Annotated in this window: 10 protein-coding genes and 1 pseudogene; 8 read left to right on the forward strand and 3 right to left on the reverse strand. The window is 56.4% G+C overall.

Annotated features, from left to right (window positions below; genetic code table 11):
• Nucleotides 1–4 precede the first annotated feature (4 nt).
• Together P398_RS0106355 and pruA are read right to left on the reverse strand one after the other, a co-directional pair.
• A complete protein-coding gene (locus P398_RS0106355; protein WP_029334507.1) occupies nt 5–376 on the reverse strand; it encodes an iron chaperone in 372 nt (123 codons plus the stop codon).
• A 53-nt stretch (nt 377–429) separates the two neighbouring features.
• Nucleotides 430–1974 (reverse strand): L-glutamate gamma-semialdehyde dehydrogenase, encoded by a 1545-nt coding sequence (gene pruA / locus P398_RS0106360; RefSeq protein WP_029334508.1) that lies wholly within the window; start codon nt 1972–1974, stop codon nt 430–432.
• Nucleotides 1975–2144: 170 nt separating this feature from the next.
• Here pruA and P398_RS0106365 point away from each other — a divergent pair, with 170 nt between their 5' ends.
• The 3 genes from P398_RS0106365 (at nt 2145) to P398_RS0106375 (ending at nt 4980) form a co-directional block, all read left to right on the forward strand.
• On the forward strand, nt 2145–2948 hold the full coding sequence (locus P398_RS0106365) for a nuclear transport factor 2 family protein (RefSeq protein ID WP_029334509.1): 804 nt from the start codon (nt 2145–2147) through the stop codon (nt 2946–2948).
• 12 nt (nt 2949–2960) lie between these two features.
• Nucleotides 2961–3398: a thioredoxin-dependent thiol peroxidase gene (gene bcp, locus P398_RS0106370; protein ID WP_024370563.1), complete on the forward strand. Its 438-nt coding sequence runs from the start codon at nt 2961–2963 to the stop codon at nt 3396–3398.
• Nucleotides 3399–3621: 223 nt separating this feature from the next.
• Nucleotides 3622–4980, forward strand: a complete 1359-nt coding sequence (locus tag P398_RS0106375; protein ID WP_029334510.1) for an alanine/glycine:cation symporter family protein — start codon at nt 3622–3624, stop codon at nt 4978–4980.
• 39 nt (nt 4981–5019) lie between these two features.
• Here P398_RS0106375 and P398_RS0106380 read toward each other — a convergent pair whose 3' ends face one another.
• The gene (locus P398_RS0106380) at nt 5020–6723 is read right to left on the reverse strand and encodes a methyl-accepting chemotaxis protein (RefSeq protein ID WP_029334511.1); all 1704 of its coding nucleotides are present in this window, start codon (nt 6721–6723) and stop codon (nt 5020–5022) included.
• Nucleotides 6724–6940: 217 nt separating this feature from the next.
• Between P398_RS0106380 and gatC the strand changes: the two genes are divergently transcribed.
• The 5 genes and pseudogenes from gatC to rlmD all read left to right on the forward strand — a co-directional run bounded on the left by gatC (nt 6941) and on the right by rlmD (nt 12642).
• Complete coding sequence (gene gatC / locus P398_RS0106385) at nt 6941–7231, forward strand: Asp-tRNA(Asn)/Glu-tRNA(Gln) amidotransferase subunit GatC (protein WP_024370560.1); 291 nt, start codon at nt 6941–6943, stop codon at nt 7229–7231.
• A gap of 11 nt (nt 7232–7242) precedes the next feature.
• Nucleotides 7243–8685 (forward strand): Asp-tRNA(Asn)/Glu-tRNA(Gln) amidotransferase subunit GatA, encoded by a 1443-nt coding sequence (gene gatA, locus P398_RS0106390; RefSeq protein ID WP_029334512.1) that lies wholly within the window; start codon nt 7243–7245, stop codon nt 8683–8685.
• A 12-nt stretch (nt 8686–8697) separates the two neighbouring features.
• A complete protein-coding gene (gatB, locus tag P398_RS0106395; RefSeq protein ID WP_029334513.1) occupies nt 8698–10128 on the forward strand; it encodes an Asp-tRNA(Asn)/Glu-tRNA(Gln) amidotransferase subunit GatB in 1431 nt (476 codons plus the stop codon).
• 38 nt (nt 10129–10166) lie between these two features.
• Nucleotides 10167–11189: pseudogene (locus P398_RS0106400) on the forward strand (diacylglycerol kinase); the annotation flags it as partial.
• A 94-nt stretch (nt 11190–11283) separates the two neighbouring features.
• Nucleotides 11284–12642, forward strand: coding sequence for a 23S rRNA (uracil(1939)-C(5))-methyltransferase RlmD (rlmD, locus tag P398_RS0106405; protein ID WP_024370556.1), 1359 nt, complete (start codon nt 11284–11286; stop codon nt 12640–12642).
• Nucleotides 12643–12645 lie beyond the last annotated feature (3 nt).

Raw genomic sequence — 12645 nt, forward strand, 5'->3', positions numbered from 1 at the left:
TCGTTCATGTCCGCCAAAACGATGTATGGTCAGCCTTGTCTTGTATATTGAAGGTGATGATGTCGTTCAATAAACCATAGTCGACAGCTTGATTCCATTTGATGCGAAATAACTGTTTCGTCTGCGTGTAGCCGGACTCTTTGATGCGATTGGCGAACTGTTCAAGCGCGATCGCTTCCGGGGCGACCGCGAAATGGGCTTTGGCGACGCTGAAGGCGATGATGAACGTCCCGTGGTCAGTGAACATCGGTTGGTTCCAGGCGATGCGCTCCTCGAGATGGGGGAACGTCTGGCGTATCCAGTCGAACACGTCGTCCAGCTTGGCGCGTCGCTCCGGGTCGTCAATCGTTGCTAAAAAGTCATCGAACGTTTCCATGAATAGTCCTCCTTATAAAACAAGCCCGGCTCATGTTGAGCCGGACTTGATGATTAAAACGTCTCAGATGTCGTTTTCGCTTGCATGTGGAGCTGGATGTAATCCGGTCCGCCTGCTTTCGAGTCCGTACCTGACATGTTAAAGCCGCCGAACGGTTGGTAGCCAACGATGGCGCCTGTGCAGCCACGGTTGAAGTACAAGTTTCCGACGTGGAAGTTTTGACGCGCGTACTCTTGGTTCGAGCGGTCACGCGTGAGGACGGCACCTGTCAAACCGTACTCGGTGTTGTTGGCGATGTCGATCGCTTGTTTGAAGTCGCTCGCTTTTGTGAGCGCGACGATCGGTCCGAAAATCTCTTCTTGCATGAGGCGTGCTTTCGGGTCGACGTCTGCGACGACAGTCGGTTCGATGAAGTAGCCTGTCGAGTCGTCCGCTTTACCACCCGTGAGGATGCGTCCTTCTTCTTTGGCGACATCGAAGTACGACGTGATCTTCTTGAACGCTGACGCATCGATGACCGGTCCCATGAAGTGTTCGTTCTTCTCTGTGTTTCCGACCGAGAGTTCGTTCGTCAACTCGACGACGCGGTCGAGCACTGTGTCGTACACGCTGTCGACGATGACGGCACGTGAACAAGCTGAACATTTCTGTCCTGAGAAGCCGAACGCCGACTTGACGATCGACTGGGCCGCGAGCTCGAGGTCTGCTGACTCGTCGACGACGATCGTGTCTTTTCCGCCCATCTCGGCGATGACACGTTTGAGCCAGATCTGGCCGTCGTTCAACTTCGAGGCGCGCTCGTTGATGCGCAAGCCGACGTCGCGTGAACCTGTGAAGCTGATGAAGCGTGTTTTCGGATGGTCGACGAGGTAGTCACCGACTTCAGCGCCTGGTCCTGGGATGAAGTTGAGGACGCCTTTCGGAAGACCTGCCTCTTCCATCACCTCGACGAATTTCGCGGCGACGATCGGTGTCGTTGAAGCTGGCTTCAAGAGGATCGTGTTACCGGCAACGATGGCCGCGACGGCTGTCCCTGCCATGATCGCGAACGGGAAATTCCATGGGCTGATGACGATCCCGACCCCGAGTGGGATGTAGTCATAGCGGTTGTATTCGCCCGGACGGCTCTCGACTTTTTTACCTGGTTTGAGCTCGAGCATTTGACGCGCGTAGTATTCCATGAAGTCAATCGCTTCCGCCGTATCCGCGTCCGCCTCGTTCCACGGTTTGCCCGCTTCCTTCACGAGATAAGCCGAGAATTCATGCTTGCGTTTACGGACAATGTTCGCCGCTTTGAACAAGACGTCGGCACGGACGGCTGGGTCGACGTGGCGCCACGTGTCAAACGCTGTGAGTGCTTCTTGCATCGCGCGCTCTGCGAGTTCTTGGTTCGCTTTCGAGACGCGGCCGATGACCTCTTCTTTGTTTGCCGGGTTATAAGACGTGATCTTATCGTCCGTCGTCACTTTTTCCCCACCGATGACGAGCGGATAGTCTTTCCCGAGCTCACCGTTCACTTTCTCAATCGCCGCTTGGATGGCTGAGGCGTTCTCTTTGTTTGTAAAGTCTGTGAATGGTTCATGTTTGTATGGAATCATTCTCGTTCCCCCTTAAAAGTGATTATGCGGTTAAGCGCTTACGTCTGTATTGTATCGGAAAATTAGCCGAAATCCTAGTGAAACAATTTTCCAGAAAAGCGTGTCGTTTTCGCTCGAAATCGAGTCATGGTAGGATGAGGACAAGAGAGGTAACGAGAAAGGATGATTAAATGAAGAAGTGGATGATTCCGCTCGTGCTCGTCATGATGCTCGGCGCGTGCGGCAACGAGGAAGAGCAACCGGCCGAGGAAGCGAAACGCCCGCTCCCGGAAGCGGTCGAGACCGTCTATACATCGTATCAACAGGCACTTGAAGCAGGGGACGCCGAAGCGCTCGCCGCGGTCGACTACGCCGGCGAACGGACCGATATCCCGGCGACGGGAGCGGTGGCACGAGATCTTTCGCCCGGTGACATTTACGAAGGCTGGGTGAACGAGACCGGCGACGTCGCCTATATCGTCCATGAGATGGAAGACGGGGACGGGAACGAGCTGCCGAACCGGTTGGCGAAAGTCGCCATCAAAGACGGCGATGATTGGAAGCTCGTCGTCACCCCGGCCGTGCTCCCGGTTGAGGTGATCGGTGAGGTCGGAGAACTGTTGACAGGCATCGAGGCGAACGAATACGGCGTCAACCCGGAGGCGAACGCCCGTCTCGCCGACGTACCGGAAGATGAGGCCGGGCCGATCTACGACCGCGTCAACGCCCAGACCGACTACGTCGCGCTCGAGGCCGACAACAACGTGTTCTTGTTGCTGTCGGAGACGCTCACCGTCCCGGAGAACCAACAAGTGATGGTCGAGTACTTCGAGGCGTACGTGAAGTGGTATGATGAGAATGAAGACGGCTTGCGCGAGGCGGCCGCGACCGAAGACCCGGTCGACTATTTGGAAGTGCTCGAACCGCTCAAACAAAAACTAGAACAAGCGATCGACGGCTATGACGAGCGACTCGTCGACCCGTCGTTCGGCTGAGGAGGCATTCACATGTTAGCACCGACATTCACGTTACCGAACCAAAACGGCGACATGATCTCGCTTGAACAGTACCGCGGCCAAAAAGTCGTGTTGTACTTCTATCCGAAAGACGCGACACCGGGCTGCACGACCGAGGCGTGCGATTTCCGCGACGCGATGCCGAAGCTCGAAGGTGCCGTCGTCATCGGCATCTCGGCCGACAGTCAGAAGAAGCATCAAAACTTCATCAACAAGCATGAGCTCCCGTTCGACTTGCTCGTCGACGCTGACCATGAAGTGTCGGAGCTTTACGGCGTCTGGCAACTGAAGAAGAATTACGGGAAAGAGTATTACGGCATCGTCCGTTCGACGTTCCTCATCAACGAGGACGGCTATATCGAACAAGAATGGCGGAGCGTCAAAGTGAAAGGGCACGTCGACGAGGTCGTCGCGGCCATCACCTCATAAGGACGGGCGGTCTCCTGAAAAGGAGGCCGTTTTTTTGTGCGTGACGTTTACAATTTGATGTCAATTCAGCACGGTGTGATCGTATGTATATGAACGCTTGAGACGGTTTGTGACAAGTTGTTTACGCTGTAATCGACCGATTTGACGCGGGGAGAACTTGACGAGTATGTGAATGTTCTGAAAAATGGGAAGGGCAACGGCACTACATAGGGGGAACGAACAGATGGCACAATTTGAGAACTGGTTGACAGCGTTATCGGACCTTGTCTGGGGTCCACACTTACTTATTTTATTGATCGGGACGGGGATCTTTTTGACCGTCCGGCTCGGCTTCATCCAAGTGACAAGACTTGGGTTCGGCTTGAGAGAAGCGTTTACCCCCAAGACGAAAGATGAACAGAAGAAGCAACGGGGGGACATCACCCATTTCCAAGCGCTCATGACCGCGCTCGCCGCGACGGTCGGGACCGGGAACATGGTCGGCGTCGCCACGGCGGTCGTCCTTGGTGGACCAGGCGCAATCGTCTGGATGTGGTTGTCTGGGTTTATCGGCATGGCGACGAAATATGCCGAGGCGATTCTCGCCGTCAAATATCGCGTCGTCGATGAGCGGGGCGAGATTGCCGGCGGACCGATGTATTACTTGGAACACGGTTTGAAAAAACGTTGGCTCGGCATGACGTTCGCCTTTTTCGCGGCCATCGCGGCGTTCGGCATCGGAAACGGCGTCCAAACGAATTCGATCAGTCTCGCGCTCAACACGTCGTTCGGCGTACCGATGCTCGTGACAGGGATCGCGCTCATGGTGCTGACGGCGTTCGTCATTCTTGGCGGGGTGAAGTCGATCGGGAAAGTCGTCGGCGTGTTCGTGCCGATCATGATTTTCGCCTACGTCGGCGGTGGTCTCACCATTCTCGTCATGAACGCGGAGTTGATCCCGTCAGCGTTCGCGACCATCTTCGAGAGTACGTTCAGCGCCGAAGCGATCGGCGGCGGGGCGCTCGGTGCCGCGATTCGATACGGGGTCGCCCGCGGGGTGTTCTCGAACGAGGCCGGTCTCGGTTCGGCACCGATTGCGGCGGCTGCCGCGAAGACCGATTTCCCGGGACGACAAGCGCTCGTCTCGATGACGCAAGTATTGATCGATACACTGATCGTCTGCTCGATCACAGGTTTGACGATCGTCATGAGCGGTCAATACGCGAGCGGTCTTCAAGGGATCGAGTTGACGCAAGCGTCGTTCGCTTACTTCCTCGGCCCGGTCGGGGAACTGATCGTCACCGTCTCGCTCGTCTTCTTCGCCTTCTCGACTGTGATCGGTTGGTGTTATTACGGAGAACGGTCGATTTATTACTTATTCGGTGAGCGGTCGATCGTACCTTACCGAGTCATGTACATCATTGTCGCCGGACTAGGCGCCATGACGACGAACTTGAACCTCATCTGGGCCATCTCGGACGTGTTCAACGGATTGATGGCGATCCCGAACTTGATCGGGTTGTTGTTCTTGTCCGGTGTCGTCGTCGCGGAGACGAAACGGTTTGAACTTGAAATGAAGAAAGAAAAACAGCAAGCCGCATGACAAAAGGACGCATTCCCATTTGGGAGTGCGTCCTTGTCGTTATACTTTGAACTGGCCGATCAGTTCATTCAACTCGTCCATCTTTTGTTGCGACATCTCGGTCGCCCGGTTCAATTCACCGAATCGATCGACCGAGAGCGTCACTTTCTCAGCGATGTCTTGCGTGCCGAGGGCGCCGTTGTTCACCGTGACGGCGACGTCCTGGATGACGGAGATCATGTTCGACGTCAACTGTTCAAGCTCAGCGGCGGCGTCCGCGAACTCGGAAGCGGTCGTCTCGAACCGTCCCGCATCCTCGCTGTACTGTTCAGCCGCTTCTTCGAGCTGGTCGTAGTCTTTGACGACGTTCGTGTCGAGGAACGTGAGCATCTCGCTCGATGTCTCGTTCAAATGGTCGACTGATTGGAGCACGGTAGCCGAGATCGCTTGGATGCGCTCGACGGTCGTCCGGCTCGTCTCGGCGAGCTTACGAATCTCGTCGGCGACGACGGCGAATCCGCGTCCTGCCTCCCCGGCCCGGGCCGCTTCGATCGAGGCGTTCAAAGACAACAAGTTCGTCTGGGCGGCGATGTCTAAAATGTCGTTCGTGAGCGTCGCGATCTCGCGTACCGCCTTGGCGTCTTGCATCGCCCGTTCTAATCGGTGCCGGGTCGAATCGAGCACGTCGAGGGCGGACGATTTCGCCTCGACGGCATGGCCGCGCAAGGCGACCGCGCGGGCGTCGACACGCTTCGCCTCGTCTTTCCGTTCCGCAGCCATCGACACGATGTGATGGAGCGTCCGTTCCATGTCCGAGGCCGACGCGTTCATCTCTTGGGCGCTCGCGGCCGTCTGTTGCATACCGGCCGTCAAATCCTCGGTCGTCGCCGCCGTCGTCGTCATGTACGTGTCGAGCGCTTTCAGCTCTTCATACGTGTTCGCCGATTGGGCCGCCACGCCGCGGGAGACATCGTTCACTTGCAAGATGAGCTGTCTCAAATTGGCGATGAATTGGTTAAAGTCACGCGCGAGCCCTGAGAACTCGTCACGGCGTTTCACCGGAATCGCCGTCGTCAAGTCGCCTTCGCTCGTCGCGAGTTCACGCATCTTCACTTTGAACTCGTTTAACGGTTCGAAGATCGAGCGGAAGATGAACAGCATCATGAGCACGGTGAAAATGGCAGCGGCGGCTAGGATGACGATGAGCGTGAGCTGCACTTGTTCAAACAGCGCCTCGCCTTGTTCCGTGTCGGAGATGATGGCGTCACGGTTCAAGTTGACGAGAAGGCCGAGCGTGTTCGACAGCGCATCCGCACTCGGCGTCGCCGTGTCGCGGATATACGCCTCGGCCTCAGCTTGGCCTTCCTCGTTTGAGATGCGCAATAGTTCGGCGATGTTCGCTTGGAACGTCGTCCACTGCGCCTCGGCCTGGTCGAACAGTTCTTGGTCAGCTTGTGTGATGATCGTCGATTCATAGCCGCTCATCCGTTGCTTTAAAATCGTGACGCCCGTCTCGACGTCGCGTTCGACGTTCTGTTTCGTCACTTCGTCCTCGACGAGAGCGTGTCGAATCAAATGGCGGCGTATCTCGAGCAACTGTTTGTCGACTTGATGAATCTGGTCCATGCCTGGCACCCACGACACGGTCATGTCTTCTTGTGCGGCCTTCGAGGCGTTCAAGGCGTACAACGCATAACCGCTCACGCCGAGCAACAAGACGAGCAAGACGGTGAACGCGGCAATCAGTTTATTCCGGATTGACATAGTGATCCTCCCCATATGTACAGTCTTCTCTTTAAGCATAAGGAGATTGGGCCGTTCATCGAATAGCCGTTTTTGGAAACGAGTCAATGTTCGGGTCAGATTTCCCATGTTTGTAAAAAATGAAGCTGATTTTTGCCGGATTGGATTTTCTTTTTTGTCTTATGAAATAGTGGTATGATAAGGAGCGATGTATGAAAACATGTTGGAGGTGTGAAGATTGACTCGAATCACAGAAGATGAAGTACGGCACGTCGCCGGGCTCGCCCGACTGGCGATCACTGATGATGAAGTGACGCACTTCACGGAGCAATTGACAAAAATTCTCGAGTTCGCTGAGCAACTCGATGAGCTTGATACGACGGGCGTCATCCCGACGACCCATGCCCTAGATTTGAAAAACGTACTACGCAAAGACGAGGTCCGCCCGTCGCTTCCGCGCGAGGAAGTCGAACGGATGGCGCCTGATTGGGAAAACGGTCAAGTCCGTGTCCCAGCCGTCTTTGAATAAGGAGGCCCCACATGAGTTTATTCGATCACGGTGTAGCGAAGCTACATACCTTATTAAAAGAAGGCGAGGTCTCGGTGACGGACCTCGTCAAAGAGTCGTTCGATCAAATCGAGCGCACAGATGAGAAAGTCGGTGCGTTTTTAACGCTCAACGAAGATGCGTTCGAGCAGGCGAAACGGATGGACGACCTCGCGAAGACAGCGGACAATCCGCTCTTCGGATTGCCGATCGGCGTCAAAGACAACATCGTCACGAAAGGGACACGCACGACGTGTGCCTCGAAGTTCCTCGAGAACTTCGTACCGGCCCATGACGCGACGGTCGTCGAGCGTCTGCATGACGCCGGTGCCGTCACGATCGGGAAGCTCAACATGGACGAGTTCGCGATGGGCTCATCGAACGAGAACTCGGCGTTCAAAGTCGTTCGCAACCCATGGGACACAACCCGCGTACCAGGTGGTTCGTCAGGCGGTTCGGCGGCGACGGTCGCAGCCGGCCAAGTGCTGTTTAGCCTCGGTTCGGATACGGGCGGTTCGATTCGTCAACCGGCCGCGTATTGCGGTGTCGTCGGCATGAAGCCGACGTACGGCCTCGTCTCACGTTACGGTCTCGTCGCGTTCGCCTCGTCGCTCGACCAGATCGGTCCGCTCACGCGCAGCGTCGAAGACAACGCCTACTTGTTGAACGCGATCGCCGGACATTGCGAGATGGACTCGACGTCATCGACGGTCGACCTCCCAGACTACACGAAGTCGCTTCATGGCGATATCAAAGGCTTGAAGCTCGCTTTGCCTAAAGAATTCATGGCAGAAGGTGTCTCGGACGGTGTCCGCAAACAGATCGAACAAGCGATCGACACGCTCAAGTCGCTCGGTGCGACGGTCGAGACGGTCTCGCTCCCGACGGTGAAATATGCGCTCCCGACGTACTACTTGCTCGCTTCGTCTGAAGCGTCTTCGAACCTCGCCCGCTTCGACGGCATCCGTTACGGACGCCGCGCCGAAGCCGACGCGCTCGAAGAAGTGTTCACGTACTCGCGTGAGCAAGGGTTCGGCGAAGAAGTGAAGCGCCGCATCATGCTCGGAACGTACGCTCTTAGCTCTGGGTACTACGATGCGTTCTATAAGAAGTCGCAACAAGTCCGCACGCTCATGAAGCAAGACTTCGCAAAAGTGTTCGAGAAGTACGATGCGATCATCGGACCGACGGCACCGACGACGGCGTTCAAACTCGGTGACCAACTCGAAGACCCGCTCACGATGTACGCCAACGATATCATGACGATCCCGGTCAACTTGGCGGGCGTACCGGCCATCTCGGTCCCGGCCGGCTTGTCAGAAGGACTCCCGGTCGGTCTTCAAATCATCGGGAACCATTACAGTGAACCAACACTCTACCGCGTGGCCCATGCTTTCGAACAAGCAAACGGCGGTTTCAAAATGCCACAGCTTTAAGGAGGACGGACGATGAACTTTGAAACGATCATCGGGATCGAGGTGCACGCCGAGCTGAGCACGAAGTCGAAGATTTGGTGTGGCTGCTCGCGCACGTACGGTGCCGAAACGAATACACAGACGTGTCCGATTTGTCTCGGACACCCGGGCGTTTTGCCTAAATTGAACGAAGAGGCGGTCAACCTCGCTATTAAGGCCGCGATGGCACTGAACTGTGAAGTCGCGACCGACACGAAGTTCGACCGCAAGAACTACTTCTATCCGGACACGCCGAAAGCGTACCAAATCTCGCAGTTCGACCAGCCGATCGGCTTTAACGGTCACGTCGACGTCGAAGTCGATGGCGAGATGAAACGGTTCCGCATCGAGCGCGTCCATTTAGAAGAAGATGCCGGGAAGATGAACCATACGGGCGAGAAGCACTCGGTCGTCGACTTCAACCGGACCGGCTCACCGCTCATCGAGATCGTCAGTGAGGCCGACATGCGCTCGCCGAAAGACGCGGTCGCGTACCTCGAGCGTTTGAAAGAAGTGCTCTCGTTCGCCGGCGTCTCGGACGTCAAGATGGAAGAAGGGTCGCTCCGTTGCGACTGCAACATCTCGGTCCGTCCGTTCGGACAAGAGCCGTTCGGCACGAAGACGGAGCTCAAAAACTTGAACTCGTTCTCGAACGTGTTGAAGGCGCTCGAGTATGAAGAAGAGCGTCATCGCAAACTCCTCATCACGGGTGGCGTCATGCGTCAAGAGACGCTCCGCTTCGATGAGGCGGCGAAGAAGACAATCCTCATGCGTGTCAAAGAAGGAGCGGCCGATTACCGTTACTTCCCAGAGCCGGACCTCGTCCGTCTCGAGATCGACGAAGCGTGGAAAGAACGCATCCGGGCGACACTTCCGGAAATGCCGGCCGCGCGTCGCGAGCGATACATGGACAACTACGGCTTGTCGGCGTATGACGCGAAGGCGCTCACGTCGACACGCGAGTTCTCGGACTTCTTCGAGGCGACGACGGCCGCTGGCGCTGAACCGAAAGCCGCGGCGAACTGGCTCATGGGCGAAGTGCTCGGGCATTTGAACAAATCGGATGAGACGATCGAGACGATGAAGCTGACACCGGGCGCGCTCGCGGAGTTGATTCGTTTGATCGGAGACGGTACAATTTCTTCGAAGATTGCCAAACGCGTGTTCACAGCGATGCTCGAGGAAGGCGCCGAACCGAAAGCGTATGTCGAAGCGAACGGGCTCGCCCAAATCTCGGACGAGAACTTGCTTCGCGGCTACATCCTCGAGTTGTTCGAAGCGCACCCACAAATGATTGAAGACTTTAAGAACGGGAAAGACCGGGCGAAAGGCTTCATCATCGGCCAAATTATGAAACAGACGAAAGGGATGGCGAACCCGGCACTCCTCGATGGCTTGTTCCACGAAGAGATTGCCAAACGCTAACGAAGCGGCGAGGCACTTGTGTCTCGCTTTTCGCTCGACATGAGCAAAGGGAGAGAATCAATATGCAACGGAAACGTGCGCGGGTCATCTATAACCCGACATCAGGAAAAGAAGTGATCAAACGGGAACTCCCGTACATCTTGAACCGCTTAGAGGATGCGGGTTATGAGACGTCGACGTACGCGACGAAAGCGATCGGTGACGCGACGCTCGAGGCCGTTCGGGCCGCCGCGGCCGAGTTTGATTTGATTATCGCAGCCGGCGGGGACGGTACGTTGAACGAGGTCATCTCGGGCCTCGCACCGCTTGAGACGCGTCCGACGATCGGGCTCATTCCGGTCGGGACGACGAACGACTTCGCCCGGGCGATGCGGATCCCGCTCAGCGTCGTCGGCGCGCTCGACGTCATCTGCGACGGGTTCGAGATGCCGGTCGACCTCGGGGAGATCGCAGGCGAGAAGGGCGACATCCATTACTTCATCAACATCGCCGGCGGCGGCATCATGACGGAGTTGTCTTATGAAGTGCCATCGAAGTTGAAGACGGCACTCGGACAGCTCGCGTACTACGTCAAAGGGATGGAGAAGCTGCCGCTCATCAAACCGACGTACATCGAGCTCGAGCATGACGAAGGGACGTTCAGCGGCGAGGTGATGATTTTCCTCACGTCGAACTCGAACTCGGTCGGCGGATTTGAGAAAATCTCACCGCACGCGTCATTGAACGATGGCTTGTTCGACTTGTTCATCTTACGGAAATGTAACTTGTTCGAGTTCATCCATGTCGTCCGTTTGTTGCTCCGTGGCGAGCACTTGACGAGCCCGCTCGTCGAACATTTCAAGACGAGCCACGTCAAGATGAAGACGACGGAGTCGATGAGCCTCAACATCGACGGCGAGTACGGCGGGGAATGCACCGGCGAGATGCGCAACTTGTTCCGTCACTTGACGGTGCTTGCACCGAACGCGCGCATTCGCGAGATGGAAGAACTGAACGCCCAATATGAGCGCGAACAGATGATCAAACAGCTGTTCAACGTGTCAATCGAGAAAGCAGAATGAGTCGGCTCGGCGTGGCGCACACGTCGAGCTTTTCGTTCGCCTCGAACGGGTAAACGGTATATACAGGAATTTTGATTCAAGAAAGGAGAGGCACATGCTACCAGTGAAAAAGAATGACCGTCTCGACGTCGACATCCACGACCTCACCCACGAAGGGGCAGGTGTGGCGCGCGTCGACGGCTATACGTTGTTCGTCCCGAACGCGCTCCCAGGGGAGACGGTCGAGATCGTCGTGACGAAGACGAACAAACAGTACGGGTTCGCCCGCTTGATCGATGTGAAACAAGCGAGCGCGGACCGCGTCGAGCCGCCGTGCCCGATCTTTTATCAATGTGGGGGTTGTCAGCTCCAACACTTCAGCTATGACGGCCAGCTCCGCCAAAAACGGGACCGTGTCGTCGATGCGTTGAAGCGACTTGGCCAATTCGATGTGCCTGTCCACGAGACGATTGGCATGCCGGAACCGTGGCGATACCGCAACAAGGCACAAGTGCCGTTCAAAGACGAGGCCGGTCGCCTCGTCGCCGGATTCTATCGTCCGCGTTCGCACGATATCGTCGAGATGAAGGAATGCCTCATCCAAGACGAGCGCAATGACGAGGCCGTCCAAGTCGTCCGCGACGTGCTCGCGGCACACGATGTGCCGGCGTATGATGAGAAGACAGGGCGCGGTGTCATCCGCCACGTCATGGCCCGTTATGGATACCATTCGGGTGAACTGATGATCGTCCTCATCACGAAGACGACGAAAATCAAAGGCGTGAACGAGATCGTCGCCGACATCTTGAAGCGTCTCCCGAACGTGACGTCGATCATGCAAAACGTCAACCCGGACAAGACGAACGTCATCTTAGGGTCGACGAACAAACTCTTGTACGGTCATGAGACAATCGAGGACAAGATCGGCGGACTGACGTTCACGATTTCCCCGCACTCGTTCTTCCAGGTCAACCCGGTCCAAACGGAAAAACTTTACGGCAAGGCGCTTGAGTATGCGCAGTTGACCGGGACCGAGCAAGTCGTCGACGCCTATTGCGGCATCGGGACAATCAGTCTGTTTCTCGCGCGGAAAGCGGCGCACGTGTACGGCGTCGAAGTCGTACCGGAAGCGATCGAGGACGCGAAACAGAACGCGCTCGTCAATGAGATCGATAACGTGACGTACGCGTGTGGTGCGGCGGAAGATGTGTTGCCACAGTGGAAGAAAGATGGCATCAACCCGGACGTCATCGTCGTCGACCCACCGCGGAAAGGCTGTGCCGAGTCGTTCCTCGAGACGATGGTCGAGATGAGTCCGAAGCGGATCGTCTACGTGTCGTGTAACGTCGCGACGCAAGCGCGCGATATGCGTTACCTCGCAGACCGTGGCTACCGCCTCGTCGAAGTGACACCAGTCGACATGTTCCCGCATACGGCGCATGTCGAGACGGTGGCGTGGATGGAAAAAGTATAATAA

The organism is Exiguobacterium aurantiacum DSM 6208, from assembly GCF_000702585.1.
GTDB lineage: Bacteria > Bacillota > Bacilli > Exiguobacteriales > Exiguobacteriaceae > Exiguobacterium > Exiguobacterium aurantiacum.

What these genes read in the sequence shown, in the direction of transcription:
- pruA (WP_029334508.1), bottom strand. Translation starts at nt 1,974, where the DNA reads ATGATTCCATACAAACATGAACCATTCACAGACTTTACAAACAAAGAG.
- P398_RS0106375 (WP_029334510.1), top strand. Translation starts at nt 3,622, where the DNA reads ATGGCACAATTTGAGAACTGGTTGACAGCGTTATCGGACCTTGTCTGG.
- P398_RS0106355 (WP_029334507.1), bottom strand. Translation starts at nt 376, where the DNA reads ATGGAAACGTTCGATGACTTTTTAGCAACGATTGACGACCCGGAGCGA.
- P398_RS0106380 (WP_029334511.1), bottom strand. Translation starts at nt 6,723, where the DNA reads ATGTCAATCCGGAATAAACTGATTGCCGCGTTCACCGTCTTGCTCGTC.
- bcp (WP_024370563.1), top strand. Translation starts at nt 2,961, where the DNA reads ATGTTAGCACCGACATTCACGTTACCGAACCAAAACGGCGACATGATC.
- gatB (WP_029334513.1), top strand. Translation starts at nt 8,698, where the DNA reads ATGAACTTTGAAACGATCATCGGGATCGAGGTGCACGCCGAGCTGAGC.
- P398_RS0106365 (WP_029334509.1), top strand. Translation starts at nt 2,145, where the DNA reads ATGAAGAAGTGGATGATTCCGCTCGTGCTCGTCATGATGCTCGGCGCG.
- rlmD (WP_024370556.1), top strand. Translation starts at nt 11,284, where the DNA reads ATGCTACCAGTGAAAAAGAATGACCGTCTCGACGTCGACATCCACGAC.
- gatA (WP_029334512.1), top strand. Translation starts at nt 7,243, where the DNA reads ATGAGTTTATTCGATCACGGTGTAGCGAAGCTACATACCTTATTAAAA.